Here is a 17,044-nt window from a genome sequence, read left to right as displayed (position 1 = left end):
GTGTTGCACGCGTGCGTCGACAAGAAATCGATTCTCCCCAGCCGCCACAGACGGATCGGCCGAGCGACCGTTGGGTCTGCGGACACGCCGATCAGGGACACCCTTGCGCCCACGGCCCGAATCCCGATGGCGGCTGCCCGGCCACCGGAGCGTGTCGTCCGGTCGAAGGCCGCCGGGGATATCGCTGTGGGCGTCCGGCCTGTTTGGGCGGCCCCTGCGACCGGGGCCCTGACGCCGATGGAACGTGCGCTCTGACGCCGACGCCCTGTGTTCCCCGGCGCTCCTGGCACAGCCGGCGAACGCGCGCAATCGTCGCGGGCGTCCTGGCCGCGGTAGCCGTCCTGGGCCTGATGATCGCTGTGCCCTGGCAAAGTGAACCGCTGCGTCCCGGCCCGCTGCACCGATCGCACGCCCAGATCCTCGGCAGTCAGTTGGCGGCGGATCGCTGTGCAGCCTGCCATCCGGCGGCCCAAGGTGGACTGGTGAACTGGTTCGTCGCCGCAGGAGCCCAGCACGCCGGCATCAGCCAATCGCAATTGTGCATCGATTGTCATCACGGGCAAATCGAACCCGAAACGGCTCTGCTGGCCCATAATCTGACGGCGGCACAGCTGCATCGGATCAGCCGGGACAACTCGCTTGGTGACCGGTCCTGGCACGATTCTCTGCCCAGCCCCGCATTCGCTGCCAACTCGGTCCAGTGCAGCGCATGCCACCGCGAGCATCAGGGTCCGAATCACGATCTCACGGCGCTGACCAACCAGCAGTGTCAAACGTGCCATCAGGATCGTTTCGCCAGTTTCGCCGATGGACATCCCGAGTGGACGGATTGGCCCTACCGCCGGCCGGGGCGCATCGCGTTCGATCACGCTGCCCACGCCCGCAAACACTTTCCGGAATCGTTGCAAGATGGCGTCGCACCGAAGTTCGATTGCCGCGCGTGCCACCAGAGGACGGCCGAGGGCGAGATCACCGCGTCGGGCAGTTTCCAGCAGACCTGTGCATCCTGCCACGAGTCGACGCTGGCGGTCGAGTCCGCTCAGGCCCTGGACCTGTTCGCCGTGCCAGCCTTGGCCCAGCCACCCGCCGGCGCGACGCACTGGCCCGAGGCGGCTCTGGGGTTTTATGATGGTCGCATCGGCCCGCTGACCGAATGGTTGCTGGCGGCCGATCCAGAGGTGCAGTCGGCCCTCGAACGCCTGCCCGCCCAGCGAGACTTTGCCAAAGTCAACGCTGCCAGCAAGACACAAGTCACCGCCGCGGAGCAGGTGGCGTTGGCGATTGACCGGTTGGCCAAAGCGTTGGCCGAAGACAGCGATCGCACGATCCGCCAGCGTCTGGGCGCCAGCGGCGTCGGTGACGACGCCGCGGGCCGCGTTGCCGCCCAGTTGTCACCGCAATTGTTGTACGATTCCGCCAAGCGATGGTTTGCTGAAAGCGGCGGCGCCGCGGCAGCCCCCTGGCACCTGCCCGAGTTCGATCCGCAAACGCAGCTGCCCTCCGGGGGCTGGTACCGGGACGATCTGACGTTGGCTGTGCGGTATCGCGGACAGGGGCATGGCGATCCGCTGCTGGTCGGATTGATCGAAGCCGCCGCGGAGCTGCCGAAGGATTCGCCGCTGGCCCAGCGGATGTGGCAGCATCGCGCGGTCGCGGCGTGTTTACAATGTCACCAACGACCGGTGGGCGCCGACGCGTTCCGCTGGCAAGCGGAGCCGGAGGAGCCACAACCGCGGCCCTTCACCCGCTTTTCCCATCGGCCGCATCTGAAGCTGCCGATCCTGGATGACTGCACGCACTGTCACCAAATTGCCGGCGGGGACGCGGAGGTGCAGTGGGCTTCGACCACCCCTGGCAGCCACGATTTTCGCCCCCTGCCCAAGGCGTCCTGTGCGGCTTGTCACAACGCCACGGCCGCCAGCGACAACTGTACTCAGTGCCACAACTACCACGTCGGCCAGAGCAGCCTTTCGCTCCGCCGAGAGTAGCCGTAGAGTCGCCTTTCGCTCCGCCGAGAGTAGCCGTAGAGTCGCCTTTCGCTCCGCCGAAAGTAGCCGTAGTTGAAGTCGCCAGACTTTGGAGCGTTGGAGTCCAGGCTTTAGCCGCCCGCGCGCGCAGCGACGAATCGCCTAAAGGCTAGACTCCAGCGTCTGTAGCTGAAGTCGCCAGACTTTGGAGAGAAAGGGAGGCGGACCGAGCCACTTTCGGCGGAGCGAAAGGCAACTCTCTAGCAGCTACACAGCGGACGTGGAGCCGTCGGGCAGGTCGCTGGTACAGTGGCCGCACTTGGTTGCCTTGATGGGGATCTCCATCTTACAGGCGTCGCACTTTTTGGACGTCGGCGTGGGCGTGTCCTCGTCGGCTTCGAACTGTTCGCGGACCCGGTTCATCAGTTTGATCACGATAAAGATCGCGATCGCCACGATCAGGAAGCTGACCAGAGCGTTCAGGAAATTGCCGACGTTGATGGATACGGCTTCGACCGGCTGGCCATCTTCTCCGGCCGGTTGGGCTTCGCGAAGCGTGTAGGACCACGATTGAAAGTCGACCTGTTCGGTCAACAGACCCAGCGGCGGCGTGATCACGTCTTCGACCAGCGAGGAGATCACCGAGCTGAACGCGGCCCCGATAACGATCCCCACGGCCATGTCGATCATGTTGCCCTTGAGGGCGAACTTCTTGAATTCCTGCAACATTCCCATAACCGCAGCCTTGATCACCAGGAGATTAGAACCGTACGAAAAGCGATTGCTCGATTTTGCCGCCCAAGCTCGGTATGCTGAGGGCGAATAGCGATCCCCCCGAGCGGCTCTTTTCTAACATGAAACGGCAGAGTAATCGACATGTCCGAAATGTCCGATGACCGTATGCGATGCGAACCGGCTGGGGAAGAACCCGAACGGTTGATGCCTCGAATTTCGATCCTTTCCCTGATCGGACTGACCACGCTGGTCGCGGTCCTGTCATGGGTGGTTCGCACGGGGTTCAGCGGTAACTATGTCGGCCTGAAAGCGTTGGTCGTCGCGGTCACCGCTGCGGTCGTTTGCTTTGTGACCTACGCTGCGGTGTTCTCGATTTCCTACCTGTTCTCTTTGGCGATGCATCCCTTGGTGCAAGCCGCCGGCGGGGATTTGTCGCGCCCACAAGCCGCCGTGCCGACGCGCTGCGCCGCGACCACAGAGGCGGTGGCCGAGTCTCTGAATTCGCCGGCCGGCGGCTCCGCCGTGCACTGCTCGGACGCGGACGGGGCCTGCGTCTCGACGGCTCCGGCCAAGACGCTTCCCGCCGCCGATGCTCGGGAGGATGCCTCGTGAATCGTCCGGACCCTGCGCCGTTTCATTTCCATATTCGATCGCTCGGCGTCCGCGCGACCGGGGTGATCCTGGCGATCGGCTGGTTCTTTGCCACCATGACCGCCGTGCCCGCCGAACCGGTTCCGCTGGGGCGGGTGCCGGTGCCGCCCCGACAAGGGTTTCAATTGTCGGTGGAGATGGAATCCGTGCCCGGCAACGGCTACCAACCGGTGCACCTGGTGTTTCGACCGGTCGGGCGAACGTTTACCCAGCAGCGGAATCTGACCATCGAATTGACCCCCGGTGATCAACTGCAGACCAATCTGGATTACCGGTATCGGTGCGGTGTGCAACTGCCCCAGCGGGCGACCGGTCATCGCAGCGTCCAGTATCTGCCGTACTATGTGGGGTGGTCCTCGCTTCGCGTGCGTGTGCTGGAAAACGACCAGCCGATACCGAACGCGATGACGGTGTTGAACATCGGCAACAGCCGACTGCAACCGCTCGAGCACTGTAGTATCGGCGTGGTGGTCGCCACGAATCTTGGTAAGAACGCCTCGCCGCCGCCGTGGCGGGTTTGTCCGGACGTACGGTCCCTGCAGACCGTCTTTGATGGGGCGTTACCGGCGGACCCCGACACGACGCGGCTGGACCATCGCCAGGCGCTGCGGGAGATCGACAAGGTGCAGGAGGCGGCGGTACAGTTTCGGCAATTGGATATCGCCCAATTGCCCGAAAACTGGCTGGCCTATTCCCAGCTGGACGTGATCCTGATCGCGGCTCCGGATCTGGAGCGGTTGCAGCAGCAGCCCGCTGCCTACCGGGCGCTGACCGATTGGGTCGCAAACGGGGGCCGGTTGTGGGTGTACGCATCCGAGATCGCAGCGCCCGCCCTGTTGGATCAAGTCCGGCTCGAGCCGCCCCGCAACGTCCGCATCCTCACCGGCCGCAGGCTGGAAGACCGGATCCGGTTGAATCGCCTGTCCGGACACGTCTCCTGGCACTACGACAGCTATAGCGGCCCGATGCTGTTGAACGCGGACAACCAGCAGATCGCGCGTGGCGCGGGAACGCTTCCGACCGGTAATCTCTCGCCGATCGCCCAGTTGCAAACGGAAACCGTCGAGGACCTGCGAAAGCACGAACATCCCCTGGTATACGAACGCACCGCCGAGGAACTGAGACAACGGATTCGGCAGGGCGACTGGGGCATGGGTAGGGTCACGGTGATTAGGGACGAAGACCCGTTTCCCGGTTCTTACCAACTCTGGCAAGCTGTGGTCGATGTCGACGATGCAGACGAGTTCAACTGGGTGCATCGCCATGGCGTGAACGTTCCCGGCGGCGACTGGAATTACTGGTCGCTGTTGATCGCGGCGGTGGGACAACCGCCCGTGAAATTGTTTGTTGTATTGAACACGCTGTTTGTCCTGGCCATCGGCCCGTTCTTTTATCTTTATTTGCGCCGCCGCCAACGGCTGTTCTTGCTGTTCTTTATCGCCCCGGTCACGGCTCTGCTGATTACCGGCGGCTTGGTGCTGTACGCCTACCTCAGCGACGGCGTCGAAACGCGTATCCGGACGCGGCAGATCACCTGGGTCGATACTCATAACGGTTATCTGGCGACGCAGTCGCGGCAAACTTATTTCGCGGTTTTGGACAGCTACAAAGGATTGCAGATGCCACCCGAAGCGGCCGTGTATCCGGTGGCACGCGGCTCGATCCGTGGCGGCCGAGGCTATCGCCACAATGCGGCTTCCAATGTTGAAGGAACCATCACCGCGGGCGAGGACTCGGTTCGTCTGCGCGGTTGCTTCCTGCCGCCGCGGGCCCAGACACAGATGCTGGTCTGTTATCCGCAGGCGGTCGAGGAAACGATCACCCTGGACTGGAACACGCCGCAGCCCCAGGTCCACAACCATCTGCCCTACGATCTGGACCGGTTGTTGGTCCGGGACAAGGCCGGCCGCTACTGGCATGCAAGCGGCGTGGGCAGCGGTCAGAGTCGGTCGCTGGAAGACGCTGGGGGCGGCGCCGACGGCGCAGGGGAACCGCCGGCGGTGATCCGATTCGAAAAACTGGATCCCGATGTGCGGCCCCGTTTGCGGTCCGGTACGGACCCCTGGGGACGCTATGGCATCGGCGATGAAGTCGGCCAGTGGGAACGACGCCTGCAACAGTGGATGAACCGTATGCCTCGGGGCACCTTTATTGCCGAAAGTTCGGACGACGAGCGGTCCTTGCTGGGGGTCGAGCGGGCACAGTCGGTCCAGCGCGAACACTATCTAATGGGACGGTTGCCATGATCGCAAGCTCTTGGAACGGACCGGCGATCGAACTGCAGCGGTTGTGCCGCGATTTCGGCAGCACCCGCGCGGTCAACGATGTGTCGTTTACCGTCCCGCCGGGCGGCGTGTTTGGCTACATCGGTCCCAACGGCGCCGGCAAAACGACCAGCATGCGCATCCTGGCGACGCTGGAGTTGCCCACCTCCGGCGACGCATTCATTCAAGGCCTGTCGGCGATCAACGATCCGGATCGCGTCCGTGGCCGGCTGGGGTTCATGCCCGACGGCTTCGGCACCTATGGCGATACGAACTGCGCCGAGTACCTGGACTTCTTTGCTCGCTCCTACGGCGTGATCGGTCGGGACCGCACGCGGCGGCTGCGGCGGGTCATGGAATTTACCGGCCTGGATCAATTGGCTTACAAACCGATCCGCGGGCTCAGCAAAGGCATGAAGCAGCGTTTGTGTCTGGGCCGGGCGCTGATCCACGACCCGGCCGTGTTGATTCTGGACGAACCGGCCGCGGGACTGGATCCACGTGCCCGCATCGAGCTGCGGCAGATGATCCGCGCTCTGGCGGCCGAGGGAAAAACCATCCTGATCAGCAGTCACATCCTGACGGAACTGGCCGAAATGTGCGATTCGGTGGGCATCATCGAACGGGGATGCCTGTTGGCCACCGGCACGGTCGAAGAGATCCGTCGCCAGTTGCGCAAAACCCGCAACATCCTGGTCCGCATCCTCGGCGACGTCGCGCCCGCCGTCAAACTGCTCCAGCCGCATCCGGCGGTCGACCAACTGGAAGGCGAACGCGGTTTGATTCGCTTTCATTTGCACGGTGGCGACGACGTCCAGGTCGAACTGCTGCGGATCTTGACCGATGCCCGAATCGACGTCCTGGACTACGCCACCGTGGACGAATCGCTGGAGGACGTTTTCTTGCAAATCACCCAGGGGCACGTGCAATGAACCCGAATCAACCTCACCCCCTGACGCGGGATCCAGAGCAGGACGGTTTCTGGGGCTGGATCGATCGAGCCAGCGTCTGGGCCGGCGGTTGGTTGAACCCGATCCTGATCAAAGAAGCGCGGCAGGCGCTCAAGAGCAAGCAATTCGTGATCACGTTCTTCTTGTTGCTGGCAAGTTCCTGGCTTTGGACCGTCCTGGGGATCGTCACCCTGTCGCCCGACGTGTACTACATGCCCTCGGGCGAAGACATGCTGCAGGGCTATTACTTTGTGCTGGCCCTGCCGCTGTTGGGGATGGTGCCGTTGGTCGCCCATCGTTCCTTGGCCGCCGAGATCGATGACGGGACGTTCGAGATGTTGGCGATCACCAAGCTGTCCTCGATGCGCATCGTGCTGGGAAAGCTGAACAGCGCGCTGCTGCAGATGATGATCTACTTTGCCGCCGTCGTGCCGGGATTGGCCTTTTCGTATCTGCTGCGGGGCGTGAACATGCCGACGCTGGTGATGATGGTCATCGTGGTGTTTTTCACCGCCCTGTTGATGACCACCGCAGCTCTGATGATCGCCACGCTGGCGTCGCATCGCGCCTGGCAGGCGTTCGCCCTGTTGGCTGTGCTGGGATGCGTGCTGTTTGCCCAGTTCCTCTGCGCCGGGGTTTGTCTGGGAGGCATCGTGGGACAGGATGCCGGTTCCATGCCCGAGTCGTGGTTGTATGTCGGAGTGTTCGGGCTGGTGGGCAGCGGATGTATGGTGTTGTTTGTCAAAGCCGCCGCGGCCAGGATTGCGCCGGTCACCGAAAACCGCTCGACCGGCCTGCGGTGGTGCATGTTCACGCTGCAGTTGCTGTGGATCTTTGCGATGATGCTGATCCCGATGCACTACGCCAATCATACCCCGGACGCCTATGTGGATGCCGAGCCGATTAATTTTGCGATGATGATCCTGGCGGGCTTCTGGTTGATCATGGGGGCGTTGATGTTGGCCGAATCGCCGGAACTGAGTCCGCGAGTCCAGCGGACGCTGCCTAGCACGTTTTTGGGCCGGATGTTCCGGATGTGGTTTAATCCGGGGCCGGGCACCGGTTACATGTTTGCGCTCTGTAGCGGCGTGGCGGCGTTTGCAACGATGGCCGTCTTTTCCAGCAGCGCCGCGTTCCTGAATATCTACCAGAGCCCCTCGACCCATCCGGTGGCCATGGCGTTGTTGATGAGCGGTTATCTGATTTTTTACCTCAGCGCCGTTCGCATCGTGTGTCTGGTGCTCGGCCGCTGGCTGGGCCGATCCTTTGTTCTCTCGATCGCCACGTTGGCGTTCGTCCTGTTCGGCTCGGCAGTGCTTCCCTCGGTCGGCAGTGTTCTGCTGACCGGAGATCTGCCGCAGGCCTATTCGCCGTTGGAACTGCCCAATTGGATGTGGACGCTGGACGAAGCTTTCTCACGGGGGATCGGCCTATCGGCAGCCATGTTGGTTTTCCTGCTGGGCGCGATGCTGTGGGTCCTGAACAGCCTGTTGCTTGCTCGTGAGTTCAGCTATCGACGGATCGCCGAACCGACGCAGCTGCGGATGGAAAAACAGTCCGAGGCGTTGGTATAATCCCCGGCATGATACGCGAACACACGATTGAACTGCGGGTCCGCTACGACGAAACGGATCCCATGGGACTGGTCCACCATTCAAACTACCTGCGGTACTTTGAAATCGGGCGCACGGAGCTGCTGCGAGCCGCCGGCGGACGTTACCGCGATATGGAAGCGGCCGGGCTGTTGGTGGTGGTAGTCCGCGTGGACTGCCGCTACAAAGCGCCGGCACGCTACGACGAAATGATCACGGTGACCACCCAGATCACCAAAGTGACGGCGGCAAAAATCATCCACCACTACGTCATCCGCCGAGATGGGCAGGTGTTGGTCGAAGCCGACGTGACGTTGGCCGTGATCGATCGCGAGGGACGCTTGCAGCGTGTGCCCGAGGCGTTGATCGAAGCCTATCAGTCCTAGAGTGCCTATGCCATGACGCGCCTAACCGCTGGGTAGGTCTCGCTGGGTGGCGCGATCGAGGTTATTGATCTTCTTGACACGGCGGCTGTGGCGGCCGGCTTCGAATTCGGTCCGCAGCCACAGCAAGACCAGATCGTCGACCGAACGATCGCCGATCATGTCACCCGGCAGGCACAGGATGTTCAGATCGTTATGCCGCCGGCTCATCTCGATCATGACTTCGTCATAGCAGGCCGCAGCGCGAACGTGGGGGAATTTGTTGGCCACGATCGCCATCCCGATACCGGTACCGCAGATCAGGATCCCCCGCTCCGCTTCGCCATGGCTGACCTTGGCCGCCACGGCGGTCGCGTAATCGGGATAATCGACTGAGCAGGACTCGTCGTCGGTGCCTTCATCGCAGACGTCGTAGCCCTCGGCCCGCAGCGTCTGGACCAATTTGGCTTTGATACGGACGCCGCGATGGTCGCTCGCAATACTAACACGCATCGGATTCGCCCCCTTGTTGCTCGCAGGCATCCGAACTGGATGGTGCCTGCCCTCCTTGTTCCTCGGGCAACCAGTCTTCGCCCAGCGTCTCTACCCACTGCCCCAGTTGTTCGTCGATCTGTGCCGCGCACGTGGCATACACCTCCTGCGGGGCGCCGATCGGATCACTGACGTCGCTGCCGTCGTGCCGCAACGTCTTGACCCTGCCGGCCGCATGGGGCCAACGCGCGACGATCGCTTCGCGGTGCTGACCGGTCATGGTCAGGACCAGGTCGGCCAGTTCGATCAACCGCTCGTCCAGGGGCCGAGAACTGTGGCCGGTCAGATCCAAACCTCGTTGGCTCATCGCCTCGACGGCTTGTTGGGCGGCGCCCCCGCCGGGCATCGCCGAGACGCCGGCCGATACGACCAAGACCGCATCTTCGCGACCCGTCTTTTGGCGGAACCGCTCGCGCAACATCACCTCGGCCATCGGACTGCGACAGGTATTTCCGGTGCAGACGACGGCGATGATCGGTTTGGCAAACTGTCGCATTGCGGCCCTTTCGATAGCGCCTTCACGGAGGATTTCATAGCGGTTGGCTTTTACCCGGACCACGGTCGAGGCGCCGGCGTATCGCGATGGTCCGTCGCTGAGGATCAGCGGCAGACGGTCGCCAAATTGATCCAGGACGGCTTCGGCCGTCGTCGCCGGTGGTTGTCCGGAAAGGTTGGCGCTGGTCAGGACGATCGGCGCGGCGACGAATTGATGAAGGGTTTCAAACACGCGGTGGGCGACCACGCGAAACCCCACACATCCGTCCGGCGCCAAAACGTACTTGCGGACCTCCGGTGGCAACTGGGTGACAGCCGACTCCGGCGAGTCGCTGGGCAGGACCAACGTCAACGGGCCCGGCCAACAGCGGCGAGCCAGTCGCTGGGCCAGTGGAGATAATTCACATACAAAGTCCCAGACCGCCTCGGTGCTGCTGAGGGCCAACGCCAAGGGCGCGTTCTGACTGCGACCCTTCAGGTCGATCAGATCCTGAACGGCCTGCGCGTCCAGCCCGCTGGCGGCCAGGCCGTAGACCGTTTCGGTCGGCACCGCGATCACCCGGCCCTCGGCCAAAGCCTGAACGGCACGATGGACCATATCTCGAGGCTCTTCAGCCTTCTGCAAATCTACAAGGGTTGCCATGCGGAGAACAGCATTACAATAAAAGGGATCACGGTAGCCGATTCGCCGTTATTCTAAAGAATCGGGTCTTTTAGCAACAACCCGCCCGATATGCGGCCCGGGTTGATTGGGAAGTTTTCCCCGAAATCAAGCGGCTATCAACCCCACCGTGTTTGCCCATCCTGCCCGAACCGCCAGCCGCACCACGCGTCGCCGCTGGTTGCAACAAACTTTTCTAGCCGCCGCAAACTGTGCCCTGGCCGCGGGATGCGTCAGCGGACCGGCCCAGGCCGCCGAGCCGGATCTGGTCTGGGGCCGGCGCGGTTTGACCGATGGACGCTTTTTGAAACCGCGGGCGATGACCATCGATCGCCATGATCGCTTGTTCATCGCCGATACCACCGGCCGCATCCAGGTTTTTGACGCCGATGGGACATTTCTGCACAAGTGGAGCATGCCGGAGATCGAGTATGGCCGGCCCACGGGCTTGGCGGTCGATCACTGGCAGGCGGCCTCCGACGCGGACACCGACAGCCGTCTGTTGGTCGCCGATACGCACTACCACCGGATGACCGTGTTCGATCTGGCCGGCAACCTGTTGCTGGAAAAACGCATCGGCGGGACGGCGGGGTTCGAACCCGGCGAGTTCGCGTTTGTGACCGATGCGGTGCGGGATTCTCGCGGCAATTATTATGTGGGCGAATACGGCGATTCGGACCGGATCCAGAAATTCGATCCCCGAGGCCGATTCCTGACGCAGTGGGGCGGGACGGGACGGACGCCCGGTTTGTTCGTTCGGCCGCAGAGTTTGGTGATGGATCCCGAGGACACGCTGTGGATCGCCGACGCCTGCAACCATCGCATTCAAGCCTTCGATTGCCGCGAGGAGCAACCCCGACAGGTCGCCCTGTGGGGCGAGTTCGGCCATGATCCGGGCCAGCTGTACTTTCCCTACGACCTGACGCTGCGGGCCGATGGCAGCCTGATTATCTGCGAGTACGGCAACCAACGACTGCAACATTTCTCCGCCGATGGCCGGTTTCTGGCTTCCTGGGGCGGCCCGGGACACGCCCCGGGCCAGTTGTACCAGCCCTGGGGCGTGGTGACCGATTCACGCGGCCGCGTGCACGTCCTGGACAGCAACAATCATCGCGTCCAGCGGATCTGGCTCTGAGCAGCCTCGTAGCTGAAGTCGCCAGACCCGTAGCTGAAGTCGCCAGACTTTGGACCCGCGAACCCAACCCTGTCCAAACTCCGGCGGGTTCAGCGACGAGGATATCGGCACCGGCTAGGCGTTAAAGGTGCGGAGCATCTTGCGGCCGGTGTACAGGTACCACAGATCCTGACAGCCTAGCGGCCGCGGCGATTGGCTGGACGGATGCGATATCGTTTCCAGGCCGTCGCTGATCACGACGTGAGGCTGGTCGTCCCGCATGGCGCGACAGACCACGGCGTGTTCATCGAGCAGGAATCCCAGCAGATCGGGCTGGATGGCGTCGTAGCCTTCACGATCCAAGTGATCGACCAAGGGCTGGACGACCCGCTTCTGTGCGGCGTTCCAGTGTTTGGCGGGCACGGTAAAGATGTCCGGGTGCTCGGCATGCCAACCGGCGTAGATGGCGTAGGTGTCGTCGACGGACAGATCGCTCAGATCGGCGGCAAAGCAGTGGACGGTGGGACCGGCCAGGCCGACGTTGCTGTACTGGACGTCGCCCATGTCGTAGGCATACCGAACCAGAAAGCAGGCGATCGGATCGTGGTAGCTGGGCCACAGCATGGTCTGTGCATCGACGACTTCGACCGACGTAGGCGGCACGCCCATCTGCTGGGGCTGGCTCAGCCAGACCGCCACATCGGCTTCGGCCAAGGCTTCGGGTGTGCGGTACCGCTGGTCGATCTGGTCGCCGATCTCCAGTTCGTCGGCATACTGCACAACGCGGCGGCGAGCGGACGGTTCGGCGGCCAGTTTGATTAGGTGTTCGCGTCCCGCTTCGTCCCCCAGGCGAGCAAGCGCGCCGGCCGCTTCGCTTTGCACCCGCCGGTGTTTCACCTCGAGGGCTTGATGCAGTTTGCCCTTGGCGCGGTCGTCGCCGATCAGTCCCACGGCATCGCACAGCGAAACGGCCAGAGCGATGGCTTCGCTGAGCACGGCTTGGACTTGATCGACGGACTGGCCGAATTCGCTGGGATCCTTTTCGAAGCGTTCCAGTCGCGCGACCACGGCATCCAGCAGGACCAGCAGGCTGTCGATGCGGTCGGTCGCCGGATGTTCCGCCACGCGGCCCGAACGAGTCAGGAAATTCGCGACGTCCAACACCGGGGAAGCCACCGCCGGATGCGAAAGGGCCGCGAAAATATCGGGAAAGAAATCGTGGACGTCCCAGTCGGAGTACTGCAGCAGGGGGCTGAGCACTTGCCCGACGGCCATCCAGCCTTCGGGCGGCCGCGCGATCAACATCCGCGTCAGGATGTGAAGGTGATCGCCGGCGCGGGCCAGCGACAACAGGTGCATCAGCAAATGCCGATTGGGCGTGGACTTGGGCAACGCCTCGTCGATGCCGAGGACGATGGTCGGGTTGACCGGCCGCACCGCTTCGGCCGGTGATTCGCTGCGCAAGACCGAGGTGTGCATCGCGCGAAGCAATCCGCCCAGCACGGCGGGATCGCTGTCGCTCAATTGGTCACGGTGCTGCCACAATTGGTCGAGCCAGCTTTTCAGGCCGGCGACCGCGTCGGCGGTCGCGATCGCCTGCATCGTGGCTGCGGCGACCACGGGATCGCCGTCGGCGGCCACCAGCGGTGCGAGTTCAATAGGCGGGGTTGTCATGAAAAATCCTAAGTCGGTTTGACTGGGTACAGCGGCGTGGCCATCCCATGTTGATCGATTTGCCAGGGCGTCCACACCAGGGCGATCTCGTCGATGCGAAGATCCCCTTTACGCGGTGCGACGGTCGTCGGTTCCAGTTCCAGTTCGGCCACGTCGTAGGCGGCCGATAATTCACGCAGGTCTTCGCGGAGCTCGGCTTCCAGCGACGCGTATTCGGCTTTGATATCCTGTAACGCCTGCTCGGCCCGTAGGACATCGCCCTGTTGCTGGCTGGCTCGCGAGGCGCTGCGAACAGTCGTCGATGTCCGTCGCGAGATCCTGTTGCCCATAAACGCATTGAAGACCGTGGAGATGGCCGACACACCGGTCGATACCCAGGCGCTGGTGGACTGACCTTTCTCGCGAGTCACCCGGCGCTCGGCAGTGCGAATTCGTTTTTCCACCGCGGCCAGTTTCTTGGCATACTTGACGCGCAGTTTCTCGGTCGCCGTGTCACGGGCTTCGTGAGCGGCCTGCGTCAGCGCGATGCGTGCTCCGCCTTCGCTGTTTCCGGCCGGTGCGAACTGGCCCAACAACGGACTCTTGTACAAGGTCAGGGCGTGGTGCCGATAGAAGTAATCCTTCAGCCGCTTTGCCCAGTCCCGGTAGTTGTCGGCGTTACACAGCGCCGCCGGCAGGTCGTAGAACAAAAATTCGGGCTCGGCTTCGGTCTCTAGCGACGCCTCGGGGCTCAGTTCCGTGCTGGCTTGCCACAGGTCCGACGGCACGTCCGGACTGCACAATAACAATCGGCGACGGTCGCTCCAGGAATCCAGCAACGCACTGGCGCGGACGTGATGCAGCGAGCCGGCGCCCAGCAGGGCCGGACGATACACGCGTTTGGCCTGTCCCGCTGGCAGAACGGTGGCCGTGAGAAACCGCTGACGAATCTCGGCCGGGGCCATGGGGCGAGCCGGTTCGGATGGGGAGGCGGCCGGTTCGGGTTCCGGAGGAAAAGCCACCGCTTCGCCGGCTTCCGCCGCTTCGGTTTGCTGGGCGGCTTTGCGTTTTGCCATCAAGCGACCGATCTGTTGCGGCGACAACGGACCGGCCAGAAAGGACATGGCCCAGCGAGTTTGAAACACGACCGGCGCCTCGTCGTGGACGTTGTTCATCAGAAAGCGGCGATTGCCCAGGGCCGACAGCAACTGATCGATCGCTGCTTTGTCGAAGGCCTGGCCGGACTGGATCGCCGCGCCCTCCAAACCGTCCAGCACCCGGGCTTTGTCGCGCTGGGTCTGCAGTCGGCCCAGGAACCAGGTGCCGATATTGGAAAGCCCCTTGTAATCCAAGTCGACCGGGTTCTGCGTGGCCAGCATCACGCCCAGACCGAATGCGCGAGCCTGCTTCAGCAGCGTCATCATCGGCTCTTTGCTGGGCGGTTTGGCCACCGGCGGAAAGTACCCGTAGACCTCGTCCATATAAAACAGGGCTCGCAGCGAACCGGTGCCGCTCTGGGTTCGCATCCAGGCGACCAATTCGTTCAGCAGCACCGTGACAAAGAACATTCGCTGGGCGTCGCTGAGGTGGGCGATCGACAGCACGCTGACCCGCGGCTTGCCCTCGTCGGTGTACAGCAGCCGCTGGATCGACAGGGGTTCGCCCTCCAGCCAGCCGCCGAAGGCGGGCGAGGCATGCAGATTGTTTAATTGCATTGCCAGTTTGCCGCGGTCGGCCGCCGACATGAAACTCTCCAGATCCAATACGCCCACGCGCTCGATCGGCGGTGACTGGATCAAGCCGATCAGATCCGCCACCGAGACGTCCTGGCCGGCTCGCCACTGCGTTTCAAAAATCGTGGCCAGCAGAATGTGCTCGCGCGAGAGCAGCGGGTTGGCGTCGATCTCCAGCAGGGTCAACAACGCCGAAGCCGCCGAGGAGACGCGTTGCCGAAGGGCTTCGTCGTCGGCCAGCACCTCGGCCGGCGGAGCGTCAAAGCTTTTCAGTACGGTCAGCGGCAGTCCGATCCGGCTGCCAGGGGTGTAGATCGCGCGATCGGCCGCCGCTTGCAACCGGGCCACCCGCTCGGGCGACTGTCCCCACGAGGCCAAGCCGTCTTTCCACGTTTTGGCCGTCCACTTGGCAAACTGCTCGGGATCCATGCCTCGCCGCATCGCTTCGCCCGCCTCGAGGTAGGGCTGGAAGTCCTCTGGCGACAGATTGGGAAAGGTCAGCAGCAGATTGGTCAGATCGCCTTTGGGATCGAGACACAGTACCGGCACCCCGTCGATCGCCGCCTCCTCCAACAGCGAGACGCACAGTCCGGTCTTGCCGCTGCCGGTCATCCCCACGCACATCGCGTGGGTGCAGAGATCCTTGGAATCCAGCATCACCAGATCGTCCAGCAGCTTGCCGCCGGGCAGGTCGTACTGCCGGCCCAGGTAGAACGCGCCCAGTTTTTCAAAAGCTTCGACGTCTGGTGTCATCGCAGTGGCTGCTCTGCAGAGGGTTTGAGACAGTCGCTAGCGTAGCGAAAGACGGCAACCGGCTGAACGGGGCACCCCGATCGACTGCGGTCGCGGCCGCCGGTGCCGTCCCGGCCGGTCAATTTGTTGAGCCGTTTAGACGCTAGCCTCGGTTTCGTCACCCTGTTTAGCCGTTTAGGCGCTAGCCTCGGTTTCGTCACCCTGTTGAGCCGTTTAGGCGCTAGCCTCGGTTTCGTCACCGCAGAACCGGGGCGATCGCTCAAACGGCTCACTCAAGCAATGCGTTTTCGAATCAATCGACAGGCCGGCCTGGCCAAGGAACGCGAAGGGAGGAACGCAAGGGCAGAGACGTCACGGCCGGGAACCGGAAAAATTCGAGGACCTCGCCGTCGGGATACCGGTTTGCCGGTACATTCAAGATTGCTGACTCTAAGCACGTCGCAACATTTCATTCGGCTTTACTCTCCCACTGGGAGAGTCGGGCTCTTAGGCCCGGAGAGGGTTTTCGTAGGGCCCTCCCCGGGCCTAAGAGCCCGGCCCTCCCGCTGCGCGGGAGGGTGTTGTCGCGGGGGTTCACCGAAAGATTCATGCCGACGTGCTTAGTGCCCAAGCGGCTGATACTTTGGAGTGGATGCTTATGCTCTTTTTTCTATGCCGCCGCCGAACCGTCAGGGCCTTGCTGCGGGGCTGGTTCGTCGGCGCATTGTGCGTCCTTGCCGCACCGGCGAGGAGCGCCGCTGATGATTCCGCGGTCGCGGTGCAATACGACGTCGTTTATGCCCAGCGGGCTTCGGGGCCGCTGCGCTGCGACGTCTTTCGGCCGCCCGCCGGCCCGCAGCCGCCGCCGGTTGTTTTGGTCGTCCATGGCGGGGCTTGGCGTTCGGGCGACAAATGGATGACCGCCGGCTACGCCCAAGATTTTGCCGCCGCCGGCATGGCCGTCGTGAGCATCAACTACCGCTTGGCACCGGAGCATCCTTTTCCCGCGGCGGTGGACGATGTTCGCGACGCCCTGCTGTGGATCTCGCAGACGGCCGACCAGTACGACTGGGACGCGGACCGAATCGGCGTCTTCGGGTACTCGGCCGGAGCCCACTTGGTAGGCCTACTGGGCGTGCTGCAAGACGAACTGGCGGCCACGCAAAGAGCCGCCAGTGACTGGCCCGCGAACGATCCCCGCTGGCAGCAGATACCGACGATCCGAGCGGTCGCCGCCGGAGGCACGCCGAGTGACTTCCGGCAACTGCCTCCGGACAACTCGACTCTGGCGTACTTCCTGGGCGGTACGCGGGCCCAACGGCCCGCGGCGTACCACGCCGCTTCGCCGGCCGCGCACGTTTCGGCGGCCGATCCGCCAACGTTGTACTTCCACGGTACGGGCGACTTGATCGTGCCCTACCAGGCAGCGCAGCGGATGTTCCGGCAACAGGTCGATGCCGGGGTGGTCAGCGAATTCCTGACCATCCCCGGACACGGCCACCTGATGACCTTCCTGGACGAAAGGTCCCGCCGCGCGGCCCGCGGTTTTCTGCGGCACCACCTGGCTGGCGAGCGAAATTAAT

Annotated in this window: 13 protein-coding genes; 8 read left to right on the top strand and 5 right to left on the bottom strand. The window is 63.2% G+C overall.

The genetic code is table 11. The features are described from left to right. Positions 1–11: 11 nt before the first annotated feature. Entirely contained in the window at positions 12–1,988 is a 1,977-nt protein-coding gene (locus GE027_RS00440; protein ID WP_162006512.1) for a cytochrome c3 family protein, read from the top strand. Between the two features lie 246 nt (positions 1,989–2,234). Here the strand turns inward: GE027_RS00440 and mscL are convergent, their stop codons facing one another. Continuing rightward, entirely contained in the window at positions 2,235–2,702 is a 468-nt protein-coding gene (gene mscL, locus GE027_RS00435) for a large conductance mechanosensitive channel protein MscL (RefSeq protein ID WP_202617287.1), read from the bottom strand. 204 nt (positions 2,703–2,906) lie between these two features. Between mscL and GE027_RS00430 the strand changes: the two genes are divergently transcribed. Genes GE027_RS00430 through GE027_RS00410 form a run of 5 tightly spaced genes read left to right on the top strand, consistent with a single transcriptional unit; the run spans position 2,907 to position 8,545 of the window. Beyond that, the gene (locus GE027_RS00430) at positions 2,907–3,314 is read left to right on the top strand and encodes a hypothetical protein (RefSeq protein WP_153555192.1); all 408 of its coding nucleotides are present in this window, start codon (positions 2,907–2,909) and stop codon (positions 3,312–3,314) included. Further along, positions 3,311–5,599, top strand: coding sequence for a hypothetical protein (locus GE027_RS00425; protein WP_153555191.1), 2,289 nt, complete (start codon positions 3,311–3,313; stop codon positions 5,597–5,599). Before GE027_RS00430 ends, GE027_RS00425 begins: the two co-directional genes overlap by 4 nt. Further along, positions 5,596–6,549, top strand: coding sequence for an ABC transporter ATP-binding protein (locus tag GE027_RS00420; protein WP_153555190.1), 954 nt, complete (start codon positions 5,596–5,598; stop codon positions 6,547–6,549). Before GE027_RS00425 ends, GE027_RS00420 begins: the two co-directional genes overlap by 4 nt. Further along, entirely contained in the window at positions 6,546–8,141 is a 1,596-nt protein-coding gene (locus tag GE027_RS00415) for an ABC transporter permease (RefSeq protein WP_153555189.1), read from the top strand. Before GE027_RS00420 ends, GE027_RS00415 begins: the two co-directional genes overlap by 4 nt. Positions 8,142–8,149: 8 nt before the next feature. After that, positions 8,150–8,545, top strand: a complete 396-nt coding sequence (locus GE027_RS00410; protein WP_153555188.1) for an acyl-CoA thioesterase — start codon at positions 8,150–8,152, stop codon at positions 8,543–8,545. A 21-nt stretch (positions 8,546–8,566) separates the two neighbouring features. Here the strand turns inward: GE027_RS00410 and rpiB are convergent, their stop codons facing one another. Both rpiB and GE027_RS00400 read right to left on the bottom strand, forming a co-directional pair. Next, entirely contained in the window at positions 8,567–9,034 is a 468-nt protein-coding gene (gene rpiB, locus GE027_RS00405; RefSeq protein WP_153555187.1) for a ribose 5-phosphate isomerase B, read from the bottom strand. Continuing rightward, positions 9,024–10,211 carry an L-threonylcarbamoyladenylate synthase gene (locus tag GE027_RS00400; protein WP_153555186.1) on the bottom strand — a complete coding sequence of 396 codons (1,188 nt, stop codon included), beginning with the start codon at positions 10,209–10,211 and terminating at the stop codon, positions 9,024–9,026. The genes rpiB and GE027_RS00400 overlap by 11 nt, the downstream gene beginning before the upstream one ends. 148 nt (positions 10,212–10,359) lie before the next feature. Here GE027_RS00400 and GE027_RS00395 point away from each other — a divergent pair, with 148 nt between their 5' ends. Beyond that, positions 10,360–11,364: an NHL repeat-containing protein gene (locus tag GE027_RS00395; protein WP_237607137.1), complete on the top strand. Its 1,005-nt coding sequence runs from the start codon at positions 10,360–10,362 to the stop codon at positions 11,362–11,364. A gap of 114 nt (positions 11,365–11,478) precedes the next feature. Here the strand turns inward: GE027_RS00395 and GE027_RS00390 are convergent, their stop codons facing one another. Both GE027_RS00390 and GE027_RS00385 read right to left on the bottom strand, forming a co-directional pair. Then, entirely contained in the window at positions 11,479–13,017 is a 1,539-nt protein-coding gene (locus GE027_RS00390) for a HEAT repeat domain-containing protein (RefSeq protein WP_153555185.1), read from the bottom strand. An 8-nt stretch (positions 13,018–13,025) separates the two neighbouring features. Continuing rightward, the gene (locus GE027_RS00385) at positions 13,026–15,482 is read right to left on the bottom strand and encodes an ATP-binding protein (RefSeq protein WP_153555184.1); all 2,457 of its coding nucleotides are present in this window, start codon (positions 15,480–15,482) and stop codon (positions 13,026–13,028) included. A 637-nt stretch (positions 15,483–16,119) separates the two neighbouring features. Here GE027_RS00385 and GE027_RS00380 point away from each other — a divergent pair. Next, on the top strand, positions 16,120–17,043 hold the full coding sequence (locus GE027_RS00380) for an alpha/beta hydrolase (RefSeq protein WP_162006510.1): 924 nt from the start codon (positions 16,120–16,122) through the stop codon (positions 17,041–17,043). Position 17,044 lies beyond the last annotated feature (1 nt).

This window comes from Roseimaritima sediminicola (assembly GCF_009618275.1).
Lineage (GTDB): Bacteria > Planctomycetota > Planctomycetia > Pirellulales > Pirellulaceae > Roseimaritima > Roseimaritima sediminicola.
This window is presented reverse-complemented; position numbering and strand designations above follow the sequence as displayed.